This window comes from Burkholderia sp. IT-111MI5, assembly GCF_949752865.1.
GTDB classification, from domain to species: Bacteria; Pseudomonadota; Gammaproteobacteria; order Burkholderiales; family Burkholderiaceae; genus Burkholderia; species Burkholderia pyrrocinia_C.
Genome location: NZ_CATKIF010000011.1, coordinates 1060410 through 1078069, shown reverse-complemented (window position 1 = coordinate 1078069; position 17660 = coordinate 1060410). Strand labels below are relative to the sequence as shown.

Sequence of the window (17660 nt, the reverse complement as noted above, 5' to 3'; positions counted from 1 at the left end):
GCCGCGCGTTTGTCTGCCGGTGCGAAATCGGGGATATTAGCGGCATCGCCGATCCGCCCGTTCTCCATGCCGTCAGACAAAGCCCTCGAACTGAAACGAAGCAAGCGCCGCGCGCTGTGGCTGCTGCTGGCCGCGGTCGCGGTGTTCGTCACGACGATTTTTCTGCCGCGAGGCCCGTGGGTCGACGGCGTCAAGGCCGTGGCCGAGGCTGCGATGGTCGGTGCACTCGCCGACTGGTTCGCGGTCGTCGCGCTATTCCGCCGCGTGCCGATCCCGTTCGTGTCGCGCCATACCGAGATCATCCCGAAGAACAAGGACAAGATCGCCGACAACCTCGCGGTGTTCGTGCGCGAGAAGTTCCTCGGCCCCGACGCGCTTGCCGCGCAGATCCGCCAGCACGATCCCGCGCAGAAACTCGGCGCGTGGCTCGGCGAGCCGGCGAACACCGACGCGCTCGGCGGTTATGTGACGAAGCTGATGAGCTTCGCACTCGACATGACCGACGACGCGCGGATCCAGTCGTTCGTCCACGACGCGTTTCGCGCGGTGATCGACCGGGTCGACCTGTCGCAATCGGTTGGCGCGATCCTCGACACGCTGACGAAGGACGGCCGCCACCAGGCGCTGCTCGACGATGCGATCGAACAGGTGGTCGACGTGCTCGACAAGGAGGAGAACCGCGAGGTGATCGCGGGCTTCATCGTCGAATGGCTGAAGACGCAGTACCCGAAGGTCGAGAAGATCATGCCGACGCAGTGGTTCGGCGAGAACGGCGCGCGGATGCTCGCCAGTGCGGTGAGCCGCGTGCTGGAAGGCGTGGCGGCCGATCCCGAGCACGAGTTGCGGCAGCGCTTCGACCGGACGGTCGCGCGGCTGACCGAGCGGCTGAAGCACGATCCCGCGTTCATCGAAAAGGGTGAGGAGATCAAGCGCTACATCCGCGACGGCGATGCGTTCAACGAGTATGCGCGCGACTTGTGGGACCAGTTGCGCGCATGGCTGAAGGCCGATCTCGCACGCCCCGATTCGACGCTGCACCGGCAGGCCGCGACGCTCGGCGGCTGGCTCGGCGCGCGGCTCGCCGAGAGCCCGGCGCTGCGCGCGTCGCTGAACGAGCATATCGAGAAGGCCGTGCACGAGATGGCGCCGGATTTCGCCGATTTCCTGATGCGTCACATTCGCGACACGGTGCGCAACTGGGATGCGCGCGAGATGTCGCGGCAGATCGAGTTGAACATCGGCAAGGATCTGCAGTACATCCGCATCAACGGCACGCTGGTCGGCGGGCTGATCGGGCTCGGGTTGTATCTGGTGTCGCTGGTGCCGCGCTGGGCGGCCGGGTGGCTGCATTGATGCGGCCACGCCCGCGAACGACGGCCGGTGTGCTTACGCGTGCGTGCGTTCGCGCGGTTCGACCTTGCGGTCGATCTCGCTGCGCGTTGGCAGCGTCTTGAGATCGTAAGCGGCTTGCAGGTTCAGCCAGAATTCCGGCGACGTATCGAAGTAGCGCGCGAGCCGGTAAGCCGTATCGGCCGTGATTCCACGCCGTTCCTTGACGATTTCGTGCAAGCGTGTCGCCGGCACGTTCAACGCGAGCGCCAGCGCGTTGACGCTCATTTCCAGCGGCACGAGAAACTCTTCCCGCAGGATTTCACCCGGATGAATCGGGCGCATTCCATTCTTGAGCATGCGAGGCTCCAGTCAGTGATAGTCGACGATCTCGACCTGGGTGGGGCCATCGTCGCTCCATTCGAAACAGATCCGCCATTGCTCGTTGATGCGGATGCTGTGCTGGCCTTCCCGATTGCCTTGCAACGCTTCGAGCCGGTTGCCGGGCGGCGCCCGCAAATCGCGCAGTTCTTTCGCAGCGGCGACCATTTGCAGTTTCCGGGTGGCAACGGTTTCGATCGTGCGGAAACGCCTGGGCGATGCTCCAGCAAACAACAACTGGGTATCCTTGCATCGGAACGATCTGATCATTACGGGCATCGTATTACGTTTTACGTAATACGTCAATAAGGGTGAAATGATTTCGACGATGCGTACGTCGAAGCGCCGTCGCGAGAAACGACCAATAGGAAACCTGAATGATCGGGAATGGGTGAGGTCAACGCGTGGTGACAGGCATCGCCAATGCATGCGGGCTGGTCTCTGTCGTCCCGACGAGTATAGGGGCGCACATTGTCTTTACGGGGCCGCTATGCCATTCGGACGACCCATTGCGTCGACGGCTGATCGAGCTCGGGTTGTATCTGGTGTCGCTGGTGCCGCGCTGGGCGGCCGGGTGGCTGCATTGATGCGGCCACGGACATCGCGGAAAGGGCGCGATGCCGCGCGCCCGTGCATCACGCGCGCGCTTTCGAGCCGTGCAGTTGCAGGCCGAGCGCCTTGATGACCTTCAGGATCGTGCCGAAGCTCGGGTTGCCGTCGTGCGACAGCGCCTTGTACAGCCCTTCGCGCGACAGGCCCGCATCGCGCGCGACCTGCGACATGCCGCGAGCGCGTGCGATCACGCCGAGCGCGTGCGCGATGAAGGCCGGATCGTCGCCGGCCTCTTGCAGGCAGGCCTCGAAGTAATCGGCCATGTCGTCTTCGGTTTGCAGATGGTCGGCCGAATCCCACGGCCGGGTGCTGATCTTGTCCATCGATCACTCCATGTCGAGATGCGCAAGCATCGCGTGCGCGGCGCGTATGTCGGCTGGTTGCGTCGATTTATCGCCGCCGCAGAGCAGGATGACCCAGATCGTTCCGCGCCGGACGTAGTAGACGCGATAACCGGGGCCATGGTCGATACGCATCTCGACGACCGGCGAGCCGGCGGATTTCCAGTCGCCCGGATTGCCCATCGACAGGCGGTCGATGCGCGCCTGGATGCGGCGCTTCGCGACGCGATCCTGCAGGCCGGCAAACCATGCGTCGAAGACGTCGGTGGTCCAGATGCTATACGTAGGCGCACTGTAGGGCATTGATTGCAGTATGTCAACCATGGTTCACAGATGTATCGGGCTATTCCGTAGTCGCCACATTAGGGCCGCCTGCTTCGTTTGGGCGCCAAATGGCCGTTCGGCCGAAGTCGAAATCTTTCGAATCCGTCTACAATCAAAAACGTCTTTGCCGCCCGTGCGCGCCTGCCGCATACGGGCGGGTCCGTTCGTCCTCCGGTATCCGGAGGCACCGCCGCGCGTTGCGTGTTGCGCGGCGGGAAGTGCCGTGGTCTGTGTCCAGTAGGTAGAGCGTCCGCGTGCCGTAGGCCGGCGCGCGTCATGTACGCCGCGTGTCCGTAGGCCGGGCAGGCGGCATAACCGAGAGTCCCCCATGAAAGCATCGGATCTGTTCGTGAAGGCGCTGGAAGCCGAAGGCGTCGAGTACGTGTTCGGCATTCCCGGCGAAGAGAACCTCGATCTGCTCGAATCGCTGCGGCGATCGAAGATCAAGCTCGTGCTGACCCGGCACGAGCAGGCGGCCGGCTTCATGGCCGCCACCTACGGCCGCCTGACGGGCCGCACCGGCGTGTGTCTCGCGACGCTCGGGCCCGGCGCGACGAACCTCGTGACGGCCGCCGCGTATGCGCAGCTCGGCGGGATGCCGATGCTGATGATCACCGGGCAGAAGCCGATCAAGTCCAGCAAGCAGGGTCACTTCCAGATCGTCGACGTGGTCGGCATGATGCAGCCGCTCACGAAGTTCACGCGGCAGATCGTGTCGATCGGCAACATCCCGTCGGCCGTGCGCGAGGCGTTCCGCCGCGCCGAGGAAGAGCGCCCGGGCGCCGCGCACCTCGAGCTGCCGGAAGACATCGCGCACGAGGAAGGCGACGGCAAGCCGATCCCGCGCAGCTACAGCCGGCGGCCGGTGGCCGAGGAGAAGGCGGTCGCGCACGCGGTCGACGCGATCCAGGCCGCGCGCCATCCACTGCTGATGATCGGCGCGGGCGGCAATCGCAAGACGACCCGCAAGATCCTCGGCGAATTCGTCGACAAGACGGGTATCCCGTTCTTCACGACGCAGATGGGCAAGGGCGTGATCGACGAGACGCACCCGCTGTGGCTCGGCAACGCGACGCTGTCCGACGGCGACTTCGTGCACCGCGCGATCGAGCATGCGGACTGCATCATCAACGTCGGCCACGACGTGATCGAGAAGCCTCCGTTCTTCATGCACGCGGACGACAAGACCGTGATCCACGTGAACTTCCTCGGTGCGCAGGTCGATCCCGTCTATTTTCCGCAGATCGAGGTGGTTGGCGACATCGCGAACGCGGTGTGGCAGATGACGGAAGCGATCGTCCCGCAGCCGCACTGGGATTTCGTGCGCTTCGCGATGATCAAGGAGCATTTCGACGCGCACCTGCAGAAGGGCCAGCACGACCCGCGCTTCCCGATGTACCCGGTGCGCATCGTGGGCGACCTGTACAACGCGCTGCCGGCCGACGGGATCGTCTGCCTCGACAACGGGATGTACAAGATCTGGTTCGCGCGCTACTGGCGCGCACACGAGCCGAACTCGCTCCTGCTCGACAACGCGCTCGCATCGATGGGCGCGGGCCTGCCGTCGGCGATCGCGACGAAGATCGTGCATCCGCAGCGCAAGGTGATCGCCGTGTGCGGCGACGGCGGCTTCATGATGAATTCGCAGGAGCTCGAAACGGCCGTGCGGCTGAAGCTCGACATCGTCGTGATGATCCTGCGCGACGACGCATTCGGGATGATCCGCTGGAAGCAGGAGAACATGAACTTCCCCGATTTCGCGATGACGCTGAAGAACCCCGATTTCGTGTCGTATGCGCAAAGCTACGGCGCGCACGGGCATCGCGTCGAATCGGCCGACGATCTCGAACCGCTGCTGCGCGAGTGCTTCTCGGCGCCGGGCGTGCACGTGATCGACGTGCCGATCGACTATTCGGACAACGAGCGCGTGCTGAACCGCGAGATCAAGCGGCTGTCGGCGCAACTCTGAATTCCCCGTTCACAGGAAGGAGTCGTTCCATGTTGAAGGATACCTATCCGTACTACCTCGCCAACGAGGCCGTCTACGCGAACACCGATCTGGAAGTGACGGACAAGTTCAGCGGCAAGGTCGCAACGCGCGTCGCGCTGGCCGACGCGAAGGCGATCGATGCGGCGATCGGCGCGGCGGTCGACGCCGCGAAGCCGATGCGCGAGCTGCCGGCCTTCAAGCGGCAGGCCGTGCTCGACCATTGCGTCGCACGCTTTCGCGAGCGCTTCGACGAGCTGGCCGAGGCGCTGTGCATCGAGGCCGGCAAGCCGATCAACGATTCGAAGGGCGAAGTGACGCGGCTGTTCGATACGTTCCGCGTCGCATCCGAGGAATCGGTGCGCATCGACGGCGAGATCATCAACCTCGAGATCTCCGCGCGTGCGCAGGGCTATACGGGCTACACGAAGCGCGTGCCGGTCGGCCCGTGCTCGTTCATCTCGCCGTTCAACTTCCCGCTGAACCTCGCCGCGCACAAGGTCGCGCCCGCGCTAGCGGCCGGCTGCCCGTTCGTGCTGAAGCCCGCGAGCCGCACGCCGATCGGCGCGCTGATCATCGGCGAGGTGCTCGCGGAAACCGACCTGCCGAAGGGCGCGTTCTCGGTGCTGCCCGCGCATCGCGACGGCGCCGATCTGTTCACGACCGACGAGCGCTTCAAGCTGCTGTCGTTCACGGGCTCGCCGGCCGTCGGCTGGGCGCTGAAGGAGAAGGCCGGCAAGAAGAAAGTCGTGCTGGAGCTCGGCGGCAACGCGGCCGCGATCGTCGATGCGGACCAGCGCGACCGGCTCGACTACGTGGTCGAGCGTCTCGCGTTCGGCGCGTACTACCAGTCGGGCCAGAGCTGCATCGGCGTGCAGCGGATCCTCGTGCATGCCGATCTTTACGATGCGCTGCGCGAGAAGCTGATCGCGAAGACGCGTTCGCTGAAGATGGGCGATCCGAAGGATCCGTCGACGTTCGTCGGCCCGATGATTTCCGAATCCGAATCGCGCCGGCTGTCGGGCTGGATGGATGCGGCCGTCGCGGCGGGCGCGAAGATCGTCGCGGGCGGCAAGGTCGACGGCGCGATGTTCGAGGCGACGCTGCTGGAAAACGTCGGGCGCGAGCAGGACCTGTACCGGAAGGAGGCGTTCGGCCCCGTCGCGATCCTCGAGAAGTTCGACCGGTTCGACGACGCGCTCGCGCGCGTGAACGACAGCGATTTCGGGCTGCAGGCCGGCGTGTTCACCGATTCGCTCACGCATGCGCAGCGCGCGTGGGACGAGCTGGAGGTCGGCGGGGTCGTGATCAACGACGTGCCGTCGTTCCGCGTCGACAACATGCCGTACGGCGGCGTGAAGGATTCGGGTCTCGGCCGCGAAGGGATCCGCTATGCGATCGAGGACATGACCGAGCCGCGGCTGATGGTCGTGCGGCGCCGGTAACGCGGGGCGGGCAGCGCGGTGCCGCGACGGCACGCGGGCGGGCGATCGTGCCGGCCCGCGTGCCGTTTTTCATCGCGGCGCGCACACCGGGCCGGCATCGAGCCCGTGCCGCGTGGCGGGCCTCCCGAACGCGCTCGACTGCGGGCATCGCATCGTGATGTAATCGCGCCAAACTGCCGACCGGGGTACGACGCCGGAAAGCGCGAATTCATTCTTCACGAGGTCGATTCATGTCTCCCGTCTCGGCATTCAAGCTGGTTCTGTTGTCATTCCTGGCGATCGTCGCGCTCGAATGCATCGCCAAGCGGTTGCGGCTGCCGCCCGCGGCCGCGCTGCTGATCGGCGGCATCGGCATCGCGTTCGTTCCCGGCCTGCCGCCGATCGACCTCGATCCCGAACTGGTGCTGCTGGTGTTCCTGCCGCCGCTGCTGATGGACGGCGCGTACTTCTCCGTGTGGGAGGAGTTCAAGCGCAACGTCGGCGGCATCCTGCTGCTCGCGATCGGCGCGGTCGTATTCACGACGTTCGCGGTCGGCTTCGCCGTGCACTGGGTCGTGCCGGCGCTGCCGTGGGCCGCGTGCTTCGCGCTCGGCGCGATCGTGTCGCCGCCCGATGCGGTCGCCGCGAAGGCCGTGCTCGAACGTGTCGCGCTGCCGCGCCGGCTGATGGTGCTGCTCGAAGGCGAGAGCCTGCTGAACGACGCGGCCGGCCTCGTGCTGTTCCGCTTCGCGGTCGCGGCCGCGCTGACCGGCGCGTTCAGCCTCGAGCATGCGGTCGTGCGCTTCGCGGAGCTCGGGCTCGGCGGCGTGGTGGTCGGCTTCGTGGTCGGCAGGCTCGTCGTGTGGTTCCTGAAGCTGCTCGACGACGACTATCTCGTGATCACCGTCGCGGTGATCGCCGGCTGGATCGCGTATATCGCGGGCGAAATGGTCGAGGTGTCGGGCGTGATCGCGACCGTCACGGCCGGCATGATCATCGGCTGGCACCAGCACGAGGTGTTCTCGGCGGCCGTGCGCACGCGCGGCACCGCGTTCTGGCAGGTCATCGTGTTCCTGCTCGAAGCGATGGTGTTCGTGCTGATCGGGCTGTCGCTGCGCGGCGCGATGCACCGGCTCGGCGGCTTCGAGCAGGTGCTCGCCACGATGGTGCCGCCGGTGCTCGCGGTGCTGGCGGCGGTGATCGTGTCGCGCTTCGTGTGGATCTACGCGGTCGAGGCGCTGAAGTGGCCGGTGCGCGGCATCGCGCGGCGCGGCGACTCGCCCGACTGGAAGGCCGCGACGATCATGAGCTGGGCCGGGATGCGCGGCGTCGTCACGCTGGCGATCGCGCTGTCGCTGCCGGAGGCGATGCCCGGCCGCGACGTGATCCTGGTCGCGTCGTTCGCGGTGATCCTCGTCACGGTGCTGCTGCAGGGTACGACGATCGGGCCGCTGATCCGGCTGCTGCGCCTGCCGCAACGCGAAGAGCGCGCCGCGCATCACCTGACCGAGCCGCAGACGTGGGCGTACGTCGAGGCCGCGCAACTCGCGGCGATCCAGCCGCTCGTGCACGACGAGAACGGGGTGGTGATCCATCCGCGCCTGCTCGAGCAATACACGTATCGCGCGGAACTGACCGAGCGGACGAAGAACGAACCCGCGTATCCGGCGGAAGTGCGCATTGCGCACTACGACGTGGTGCTGGCCGCGATCAAGGCCGGGCGCGCGGAACTGTTGCGCCTGCATCGTTCGGGCCGCATCCACGACGAGATGCTGCACATGCTCGAACGCGATCTCGACCTGCAGGAAGTGTCCGCGCAGCACGCGCGCGGGTAGGCGGGCCGCACCGCCATCACGCGGGCCGGCTTCCGCCGGCCCGCTGCGCGTACGGGGCGATCCTCACCCGCGCGCCGCATTTTTTCTCCCTTCCTCCGGCCGATTCGATGCATTTGCATCGGGCCCCAATACGTGTCGCGACCGAGCCTTGCAGCGCATGCAAACCTCGCCGTGCCGGCCGCGCAAACGTTATCGTCTTTCGAATCCGGAAATGATCCGATTTATCTGATTGCGGCTCTTTCCGCATATTTGGCAAAACTAAACCGGAAGGAGATAGATGCTGTGTTCTAATTTCATTTAGAATCAGCCGGTTATGTTTATTGAGAGAAAGAATGCGGAGGTAATGCGGTCGTCGACGGGGAAAAATCGGCGCCCGACGCCCCGCAAGGCAGTGCCGACAGGCCAAATCGGCAGAATCAGGCGGGGTTTATCAACCGCCAATATAAGATAGTGTCCAAGTCGGATAAACAACTCCTATGAAAGAATCGATTGGAGATTCGGCGTTTGAAACTGTATTTATGAAAGAATCGAGCGGTGATAATGCCCCGGATTGTCTTGAATCGGGGCTTTCGGTCCTTCTCGTCGACGATCAACCGTTCGTCGGCGAAGTGATCCGCCGCGCGCTGCGCAGCGAACACGACATCGACCTGCACGTGTGCACCGACGCGCACCGGGCGATGACGGTCGCGCGCGACGTGAAGCCGACGGTCATCCTGCAGGATCTCGTGATGCCGGACATCGACGGCCTCGATCTCGTTCGCGCATGGCGCGCAAACGCCGGCACCGCACGGGTGCCGATCATCGTGCTGTCCGCGAAGGAGGAGCCGATCGTCAAGCGCGAGGCGTTCATCGCCGGCGCGAACGACTATCTGGTGAAGCTCCCCGACGCAATGGAGCTGACCGCGCGGATCCGCTATCACTCGAATTCGTATCTGATGTCGCGGCAGCGCGACGAGGCGCTCGATTTCCTGTCGCACGACATGCGTTCGCCGCAGACGTCGATCCTCGCGCTGCTCGACGTCTACCGGACCGAACACGGCGACATGCCGGCGATCATGGAGCGCATCGCCGGCCATGCGCGGCGTGCGCTTGCGCTCGCCGACGGTTTCATCCACCTGACCCGCGCACAATCCGAGCGCCGCGCGCACGAGGTCGTGAGTCTCAACGAGATCGTGCTCGATGCCGTCGACCAGCTTTGGGAGAAGGCGGCCGGGTGCGGCAGCCGGGTCGTCGCGCACGTGCCCGATACCGAGTGCGTGACGATGGGCGACCGCATGATGCTCACGCGCGCGGTCGCGAACCTGATCGACAACGGGTTGAAGTACGGCCCGGCCGGCACGGACGTGCACTGCACGCTGAGCGGCGAGGACGGCGCCTGGCTGATCGGCGTCGAGGATACCGGCGCCGGCATCGCACCGGAGCAGCGCACGGCCGCGACCGAGTCGTTCGTGCAGCTCGAATCCACGCATGGCGCGGCGCGCAGCGGCTTCGGCCTCGGGCTCGCGTTCGTCCGCGCGACGGCGGCGCGGCATCGCGGCCAGATTTTGATGCGCAATACGGCGCGCGGCTTCATGGTCGCGCTTCGACTGCCGGCGCAAGCGGAGCGGTGATTTCGCGGCGCGGCCCGCCGGCGCCGCGTCGTCCGCCTCCGACCACGAGGCGCTCGTGGCGCGCCGTCCGGCGCGCTGGCGGGCGTGGATTTTTTCAACGCTGATTTTAGAAAGCCCATAACGAACATGGCCACCGTGACGCCCCGTGCGACCAATGAAAGCCTGCATCCGACGATCGGCGCTGCCCGGCTGACGCTCGGCAATCGCATCCTGCTCAGCTTCGGCGTGCTGTTCGTGCTGATGCTGGTGACAGCCGGCGTGTCGTACGAGCGCCTGCGCGCGATCAACAGCGAAGCCGTCAGCATCGAGCGCGACTCGCTGCCCGGCGTCTACCTCGCGTCGTCGCTGCGCGGCTCGGTGAACGAATCGTTCACGCTGCTGCAGCAGGCAACGTTCGTCGATACCGATCCCGAAGGCGTGCAGCGCGATCTCGCGAAAATTTCCGAAGCGCTGAAGGAAGTCGAGTCGCTGTCGGTCGAATACCAGAACACGACGTTCCGTGACGACGACCGTCAGCGCTTCGCAACGTTTCGCGGCTCCTACGACCGCTACCTGCCGCTGCTGAACGAAGCCGTGCAGAAACACCGCATATCGCGCGACGAGGCCGTTGCGGCCTATGCGAAGGTGCAGCCCGTGTGGGGCGAGGTCGTGCGCAACGCGAACGTCCTGGTGCAGGAAAACCGCAAGTTCGCCGACCAGTCCGCGAAGCTGATCCGCGAATCCGTGCAGGATACCGAGGTCGTGCTCGCGACCGCGCTGGCGATCATGCTGCTGTCCGCGCTCGGGCTCGGCTACGTGCTGTACCGTTCGGTCACCGTGCCGATGGCGCGGCTCGTCGAGGTGCACGACGTGATGCGCACCGGCAACCTGACGCGCCGCCTCGACCTGCGCCGCCGCGACGAATTCGGCACGCTCGAGACGGGCTTCAACCGGATGGCCGACGAGCTGACCGAGCTCGTCTCGCGCGCGCAGCAGTCGTCGCTGCAGGTGACGACGTCGGTCGCCGAGATCGCGGCGACGTCGCGCGAGCAGCAGGCGACCGCGAACGAAACCGCGGCGACGACGACCGAGATCGGCGCGACCTCGCGCGAGATCTTCGCGACGTCGCGCGACCTGCTGCGCACGATGAACGAGGTGGCCGGCGTGGCCGAGCAGTCGGCGACGCTCGCGGGCGTGAGCCAGAGCGGGCTCACGCGGATGGGCGAGACGATGCGCAGCGTGATGGACGCGGCCGGTTCGGTGAACGCGAAGCTCGCGATCCTCAACGAGAAGGCGCTGAACATCAACCAGGTGGTCGCGACGATCACCAAGGTGGCCGACCAGACCAACCTGCTGTCGCTGAACGCGGCGATCGAGGCCGAGAAGGCCGGCGAATACGGCCGCGGCTTCGCGGTCGTCGCGACCGAGATCCGCCGCCTCGCCGACCAGACGGCCGTCGCGACCTACGACATCGAGCAGACGGTGAAGGAAATCCAGTCGGCCGTGTCGGCGGGCGTGATGGGGATGGACAAGTTCTCCGAGGAAGTGCGCCGCGGGATGCTCGACGTGCAGCAGGTCGGCGGGCAGCTGTCGCAGATCATCGCCGAGGTGCAGACGCTCGCGCCGCGCTTCCAGATGGTCAACGAAGGGATGCAGACGCAGGCGAACGGCGCCGAGCAGATCACCCAGGCGCTGTCGCAGCTGTCGGAAGCCGCGCAGCAGACCGCCGAGTCGCTGCGCCAGTCGTCGCAGGCGATCGACGACCTGACGCTCGTCGCGAACCAGTTGCGCACCAGCGTGTCGCGCTTCAAGGTCGACGCGTGACGCGCGCCGATCCGCAGAACGGCGCACACGCGCTGTTCCTGATGTTCGAGCTCGACGGCGGGCGCTATGCGCTCGACGCGGCCGGCATCGACGAGGTGCTGCCGCTCGCGATCACGAATGCCGTGCCCGGCGCACCCGAATGGATCGCCGGGCTGCTGATGCGCGGCGGCCAGCCGGTGCCGGTGATCGACGTGCCGATGCTCGCGCTCGGGCGGCGCGCGCATGCGCTGCGCTCGACGCGGCTCGTGATGGTGCGCTATCGCGCGGGCCATGCAGAAGGCGAACGCGTGATCGGCCTGATCGTCGAGCGCGCGACGCAGACGATGCGGATCGATCGTGCGGCGTTCCGCGCGAGCGGCATCTCGACCGCGCGCACGCGCTGGCTCGGGCTCGTCGCGAACACGCCCGCCGGTGTCGTGCAGCAGGTGTCGGTAGCCGACCTGATCGACGACGTCGCGCGCCTGTATCTGTTCGATGGCCTGCCGGGCCACGGGAAGGAGTCCGCATGAAAGAGTCCGAATCGCGATTTCGCGGCTGGCTGCTGCGCGAGACCGGCATCGACCCCGATTCGCTCGGCAACGATTTTCTGATCCGTGCGCTGACGGAGCGTGTGCACGCGTTGCAGGCGGACGGCGAGCGCCTGCCGTCGGCGGCGCGGCCGCCCGTGACGCAGGACGCGCTCGATGCGTACTGGCAGCAGCTCAACGCGTCGGCCGACGAGCGGCGTGCGCTGATCGAGCTGTTCGTGGTGCCCGAGACGTGGTTCTTCCGCGACCGCGAGGCCTTCGCGACGCTCGCGCGGCTGGCGGCCGAACGGCTCGCCGCGACGTCCGGCCGCGTGATCCGCGTGCTGAGCGCGCCCTGCTCGACGGGCGAGGAGCCGTATTCGGCGGCGATGGCGCTGCTCGACGCGGGGCTCGGCCCGGCCAGCTTCACGATCGACGCGATCGACCTCAGCGCGCGCGCGATCGAGCAGGCGCGGCTCGGCTGTTACGGGCGCAATGCGTTTCGCGGCACCGCGACGGAATTTCGCGCGCGCTACTTCACGCCGGCCGCCGACGGCTGGCTGCTCGACGAGCGCGTGCGCGCGTGCGTGCAGTTCCGGCACGCGAACCTCGTCGAACCGATCGCCGATACGGGCTTTCGCTACGATTTCGTGTTCTGCCGCAACGTGCTGATCTACTTCGACCGCGACGCGCAGGATCGCGTGATCCGCTCGCTCGACGCGTGCCTCGCCGACGACGGCATGCTGTTCGTCGGGCCGGCCGAAACGGGCGTCGCGATGCGGCACGGGATGCGCTCGGCGCGCGTGCCGCTCGCGTTCGCATTTCATCGCGAGTCTGCCGGTGCGGCGGCCGAGGCGAGCGCGGCCCGGGCCGCGGCGCCGTTGTCCGCGGCGGCGGACCGGCGCACGGAGCGCTTTACCGTTGCGCCGCTCGTGGCGACGCGCCCGGTGCTGGCCGTCGCGCCGCCGGTCTGGCTCGGCGGCAGGCCGCAGCCGTTCGCGGCGCCGTCGCCCGCGGTGCGCACGGCCGCGCTCGATGCACGGGCCGACCGGTCGGTGGCGACGGTCGAAGCGGCCGCGCCGGTCGCCGAAGACGTCGCGCCGACGCTCGAGGAGGCACAGGCGCTCGCGAACGCCGGCGCGTTCGACGAGGCCGAACGCGTGCTCGCGCAGTTCTCGGCGCGCGTCGGGCCGCATGCCGACGCGTTCTACTTGAACGGGCTGATCGCGGATGCGCGCGGGCGCGCGGCGGAAGCCGGCGACTTCTACCGGAAGGCGCTGTACCTGCGGCCCACGCACCACGAGGCGCTGACCCATCTCGCGACGCTGCTCGACGTCGGCGGCGATCGCGCGGGCGCGCAATGGCTGCTCGAGCGCGCACGGCGCTCGGCCGGCTGACACGAATACGGGATCGGGACCGACACCGCGATGACCAGAGGAACCCATGAACCGCGACGCCGCTGCCACTGACGACACGACGATCGACGTCGACGATTGCTGGAACCGGATCGGCACGCACGGCGACCGCTCGTGCGAGCGGCTGGCCGACTGCCAGCGCTGCCTGAACTGCCCGGTCTACGCGTATCACGCGGCGAAGCTGCTCGAGCGTCCGCTCGGCGACGCCGAGATGGCCGACGCGACACGCCGGATGAGCGCGTTCCGCGCGACGAGCGTGCGCGACGACGACGGCGATACGCGCCACGCGGCGCTGGCGTTTCGCGTGGCCGACGAATGGCTCGCGCTGCCGATCGGCGTGCTGCGCGAGATCGCCGGCACGCGCCCGATCCATTCGCTGCCGCATCGCCGCAATTCGGCCGTGCGCGGCGTGGTCAACATCCGCGGCACGCTGCGCATCGCGATCTCGATCGGCGCGCTGCTCGGCCTCGACGCAGGCAAGGGCGGCAACGGCGGCGGCGACGGCCGTTTCACGCGGCTGCTGGTCGCCGCACACCAGGGCGAACCGGTCGTGTTTCCGGTCGACGAAGTCGAAGGCGTGCTGCGCTTCGGCGCATCCGACTGGGTGCCCGTGCCGGCGACGGTCGGGCGTGCGAGCGCCGGCCTGTCGCGCGGCGTGCTGTCGTGGCGCGGCAAGTCGGTGGGCCTGCTCGACGACGATCGCCTGTTCGACGCCGTGACACGGAGCATGCGATGAGCGGCGACGACGATCTGAGCCACCTGTCGCTGCTCGAGCTGTATCGCGAGGAGACGCGCACGCAGACCCAGGCGCTGTCCGAGCGGCTGCTCGCGCTCGAATCGGGCGAACCCGATGCCGTCGCGCTCGAGGCGTGCATGCGCGCCGCGCATTCGCTGAAGGGCGCCGCGCGCATCGTCGGCGTGCCGCTCGGCGTCGACATCGCGGGGCGGATGGAAGAATGCTTCGTCGCCGCGCAGGCCGGCACGATCGCGCTGACGGCCACGCACGTCGACGTGCTGCTCGCCGGCGTCGACCTGCTGGTGCGCGTCGGCGATCCGCAGGGGGCGCCCGTATTGCCGACCGAGATCGACGTGTTCGCGGCGGCGCTGACGGGCGCCGATGCCGCGCAGACGATACAGGCGGCCGTCGTGCCGCCGTCGGCCGTGCCGTATCGCGAGCACGACGGCGCCGCGAACGAGTCCGTCGGGGCCGGCGCCACGGTGCCGCCGCTCGCGGTGTCGGGCACGGTGCCCGATCCGGTCCAGGCCGGCCGCGTGGCCGGCGCGGGCGCGATGCGCCGCGTGCGCGCCGATACGCTGAACCGGCTGCTGAGCCTGTCCGGCGAATCGCTGGTCGAATCGCGCTGGCTCAAGCCGTTCGCCGAATCGATGCTGCGCGTGAAGCGTGCGCAACGCGACGCCGCCCGTTCGCTCGATTTGATGTACGAACAGTTCGCCGACGATCTCGACGCGGGCATGCTCGCGTCGATGAACGAAGTGCGGCACATGCTCAACGATCTGCAGCGCTCGCTCGCCGAGCGCATGGACGAATTCGACCGCTTCGAGCGGCGCAGCACGCATATCGCCGAGCAGCTCTACGACGAGGCGCTGCAATGCCGGATGCGGCCGTTCGGCGATGCGACGCGCGCGTATCCGCGCATCGTCCGCGATCTCGCGCGCTCGCTCGGCAAGCAGGTGCGCTTCTCGATCGTCGGCGAGGGCACCCAGGTCGACCGCGACATCCTCGACCTGCTCGACGCGCCGCTCGGCCACCTGCTGCGCAACGCGATCGACCACGGCGTCGAGTCGCCCGACGCGCGGCTCGCGCGCGGCAAGCCGGCCGAGGCGAGCGTGACGCTGGAGGCGCGCCACAGCGCCGGCTCGCTGCTCGTCAGCGTGATCGACGACGGGCCGGGCGTCGACATGGACGCGCTGCGCGCGGCCGTCGTGCGCCAGCGCCTGACCGACGACGAGACGGCCGCGCGGCTGTCCGATCCCGAACTGCTCGAATTCCTGCTGCTGCCGGGCTTCTCGATGCGCGATGCGGTGACCGACGTATCGGGTCGCGGCGTCGGCCTCGACGCGGTGCAGGAGATGGTGCGCGGCGTGCGCGGCGCGGTGCGGATCTTCAACGAGCCGGGCGCGGGCATGCGCTTCGTGCTGCAGTTGCCGCTCACGCTGTCGGTGATCCGCAGCCTGCTCGTCGAAGTCGGCGGCGAACCGTATGCATTCCCGCTCGCGCACGTGCGCCGCACGCTCGAGCTCGCGCACGACGACATCGACGTGCTCGAAGGGCAGCCGCATTTTCCGTTCGACGGCCGGCGCGCGGGCCTCGTCGCCGCGCACCAGTTGCTCGATGCGGGCGAACCCAACGGGGCGCGCGGGAGCACGGCGGTCGTGGTCGTCGGCGGCGAGCCCGAGCTGTACGGCGTCGCCGTCGACCGTTTCCTCGGCGAACGGATGCTCGTCGTGCAGCCGCTCGACAGCCGCCTGCACAAGATCCAGAACATCGCGGCCGGCGCGCTGCTCGAGAACGGCGACCCCGTGCTGATCGTCGACGTCGAGGACCTGATCCGCTCGGTCGACAAGCTCGTGCGCGGCGGGCAGCTCGCGCGGCTCAAGCGCGACCCGCAGTTCGCGCTCGTCGACCGGCGCCGCCGCGTGCTCGTCGTCGACGATTCGCTGACGGTGCGCGAGCTCGAACGCAAGCTGCTGGAAAAGCGCGGCTACGACGTGACCGTCGCGGTCGACGGGATGGACGGCTGGAACGCGGTGCGCAGCGATGCATTCGATCTCGTCGTCACGGATGTCGACATGCCGCGCATGGACGGCATCGAGCTCGTCACGCTGATCAAGGGCGATCCGATGCTCAAGCGCGTGCCGGTGATGATCGTGTCGTACAAGGATCGCGACGAGGATCGCCGCCGCGGGCTCGATGCCGGCGCCGACTACTACCTCGCGAAGAGCAGCTTCCACGACGAGGCGCTGCTCGATGCCGTGCACGACCTGATCGGGGGTGCGCGCGGATGAACATCGGCATCGTCAACGACCTGCCGCTGGCCGTGGAGGCGCTGCGCCGCGTGCTTGCGCTGCGGCCGGACCACCGCGTGCTGTGGGTCGCGACCGACGGCGACGAGGCCGTGGATTTCTGCATCGCCCATCCGCCCGATCTCGTGCTGATGGATCTCGTGATGCCGAAGGTCGACGGCGTGGCGGCGACGCGGCAGATCATGGCGCGCGCACCGTGCGCGATCCTGATCGTGACGGTCAGCGTCAGCGCGAACACGTCGTCGGTCTACGAGGCGATGGGCGCGGGCGCGCTCGACGCGGTCGACACGCCGACGCTTGCGCTGGGGCTGTCGACCGACGCATCGCCGCAGGCGCTGCTCGGGAAGATCGACCAGATCGGCCGGCTGCTCGAAAGCCGTACCGCGGCGCTCGTGCCGCCGGGGCCGACGCCCGCGCGCGGCCAGCCGACGCTCGTCGCGATCGGCGCGTCGGCGGGCGGGCCGACCGCGCTCACCGCGCTGCTGCGCGCGCTGCCGGCTGATTTCCCGGCTGCGATCGTGATCGTCCAGCACGTCGACCAGGCGTTCGCGCTCGGGATGGCCGAATGGCTCGACGGCTACACGCGGCTGCCCGTGCGCGTCGCGCGGCAGGGCAGCGTGCCGCAGGCCGGCGAGGTGCTGCTCGCGGCGACCAACGATCACCTGTACCTGTCGCCGCGCGGGGTGCTCGGCTATACGCGGCATCCGGTGGAGACGCCGTACCGGCCGTCGATCGACGTGTTCTTCAACAGCGTTGCCGACGGCTGGCAGGGAGAGGCGCTCGGCGTGCTGCTGACGGGCATGGGGCGCGATGGCGCGCTCGGCCTGAAGGCGATGCGCGCGAAAGGCTGCTACACGATCGCGCAGGACGAGGCGACCAGCGCCGTCTACGGAATGCCGAAAGCGGCCGCGGCGATCGGCGCGGCATCGGCGATCCTGCCGCTCGAGCGGATCGCGCCGCAACTGATCTCGCGCATCGCGCGCGCGCCGCGCGACTGACGGCACGCAGGGGAGCGCGACGCCGTTCCGGCCCGGTGCGCCGGCGCTGC

The 17660-nt window shown here is 68.0% G+C and carries 15 protein-coding genes; 11 read left to right on the top strand and 4 right to left on the bottom strand.

Annotated features, from left to right (window positions below):
- Window positions 1-66: 66 nt before the first annotated feature.
- Window positions 67-1353, top strand: coding sequence for a DUF445 domain-containing protein (locus ACM6JT_RS13080; protein WP_414856595.1), 1287 nt, complete (start codon window positions 67-69; stop codon window positions 1351-1353).
- 33 nt (window positions 1354-1386) lie between these two features.
- Here the strand turns inward: ACM6JT_RS13080 and ACM6JT_RS13075 are convergent, their stop codons facing one another.
- The 4 genes from ACM6JT_RS13075 to ACM6JT_RS13060 form a co-directional block, all read right to left on the bottom strand.
- Window positions 1387-1689 carry a HigA family addiction module antitoxin gene (locus tag ACM6JT_RS13075; RefSeq protein ID WP_034185116.1) on the bottom strand — a complete coding sequence of 101 codons (303 nt, stop codon included), beginning with the start codon at window positions 1687-1689 and terminating at the stop codon, window positions 1387-1389.
- Between the two features lie 12 nt (window positions 1690-1701).
- The gene (locus tag ACM6JT_RS13070; protein ID WP_414856594.1) at window positions 1702-1980 is read right to left on the bottom strand and encodes a type II toxin-antitoxin system RelE/ParE family toxin; all 279 of its coding nucleotides are present in this window, start codon (window positions 1978-1980) and stop codon (window positions 1702-1704) included.
- Between the two features lie 365 nt (window positions 1981-2345).
- A complete protein-coding gene (locus ACM6JT_RS13065) occupies window positions 2346-2645 on the bottom strand; it encodes an addiction module antidote protein (RefSeq protein ID WP_034185118.1) in 300 nt (99 codons plus the stop codon).
- Between the two features lie 3 nt (window positions 2646-2648).
- A complete protein-coding gene (locus ACM6JT_RS13060; protein WP_414856737.1) occupies window positions 2649-2966 on the bottom strand; it encodes a type II toxin-antitoxin system RelE/ParE family toxin in 318 nt (105 codons plus the stop codon).
- A gap of 349 nt (window positions 2967-3315) precedes the next feature.
- On the opposite strand from ACM6JT_RS13060, the gene ACM6JT_RS13055 reads away from it, so the two are divergent.
- The 10 genes from ACM6JT_RS13055 (at window position 3316) to ACM6JT_RS13010 (ending at window position 17610) form a co-directional block, all read left to right on the top strand.
- Entirely contained in the window at window positions 3316-4956 is a 1641-nt protein-coding gene (locus tag ACM6JT_RS13055) for an acetolactate synthase large subunit (protein ID WP_034185120.1), read from the top strand.
- 29 nt (window positions 4957-4985) lie between these two features.
- The gene (locus ACM6JT_RS13050; RefSeq protein ID WP_414856593.1) at window positions 4986-6419 is read left to right on the top strand and encodes an aldehyde dehydrogenase family protein; all 1434 of its coding nucleotides are present in this window, start codon (window positions 4986-4988) and stop codon (window positions 6417-6419) included.
- A 230-nt stretch (window positions 6420-6649) separates the two neighbouring features.
- Entirely contained in the window at window positions 6650-8233 is a 1584-nt protein-coding gene (locus ACM6JT_RS13045) for a Na+/H+ antiporter (protein WP_034185122.1), read from the top strand.
- Window positions 8234-8709: 476 nt separating this feature from the next.
- Window positions 8710-9843, top strand: a complete 1134-nt coding sequence (locus tag ACM6JT_RS13040; RefSeq protein WP_034185123.1) for a hybrid sensor histidine kinase/response regulator — start codon at window positions 8710-8712, stop codon at window positions 9841-9843.
- 126 nt (window positions 9844-9969) lie between these two features.
- Window positions 9970-11646: a methyl-accepting chemotaxis protein gene (locus ACM6JT_RS13035; RefSeq protein ID WP_034185124.1), complete on the top strand. Its 1677-nt coding sequence runs from the start codon at window positions 9970-9972 to the stop codon at window positions 11644-11646.
- Complete coding sequence (locus tag ACM6JT_RS13030) at window positions 11643-12155, top strand: chemotaxis protein CheW (protein ID WP_034185125.1); 513 nt, start codon at window positions 11643-11645, stop codon at window positions 12153-12155. Before ACM6JT_RS13035 ends, ACM6JT_RS13030 begins: the two co-directional genes overlap by 4 nt.
- Complete coding sequence (locus tag ACM6JT_RS13025; protein ID WP_414856592.1) at window positions 12152-13549, top strand: CheR family methyltransferase; 1398 nt, start codon at window positions 12152-12154, stop codon at window positions 13547-13549. The genes ACM6JT_RS13030 and ACM6JT_RS13025 overlap by 4 nt, the downstream gene beginning before the upstream one ends.
- A 46-nt stretch (window positions 13550-13595) precedes the next feature.
- The gene (locus ACM6JT_RS13020; protein ID WP_034185127.1) at window positions 13596-14303 is read left to right on the top strand and encodes a chemotaxis protein CheW; all 708 of its coding nucleotides are present in this window, start codon (window positions 13596-13598) and stop codon (window positions 14301-14303) included.
- Entirely contained in the window at window positions 14300-16594 is a 2295-nt protein-coding gene (locus ACM6JT_RS13015; protein ID WP_414856591.1) for a hybrid sensor histidine kinase/response regulator, read from the top strand. Before ACM6JT_RS13020 ends, ACM6JT_RS13015 begins: the two co-directional genes overlap by 4 nt.
- The gene (locus ACM6JT_RS13010) at window positions 16591-17610 is read left to right on the top strand and encodes a chemotaxis response regulator protein-glutamate methylesterase (RefSeq protein WP_034185129.1); all 1020 of its coding nucleotides are present in this window, start codon (window positions 16591-16593) and stop codon (window positions 17608-17610) included. The genes ACM6JT_RS13015 and ACM6JT_RS13010 overlap by 4 nt, the downstream gene beginning before the upstream one ends.
- Window positions 17611-17660: the final 50 nt, after the last annotated feature.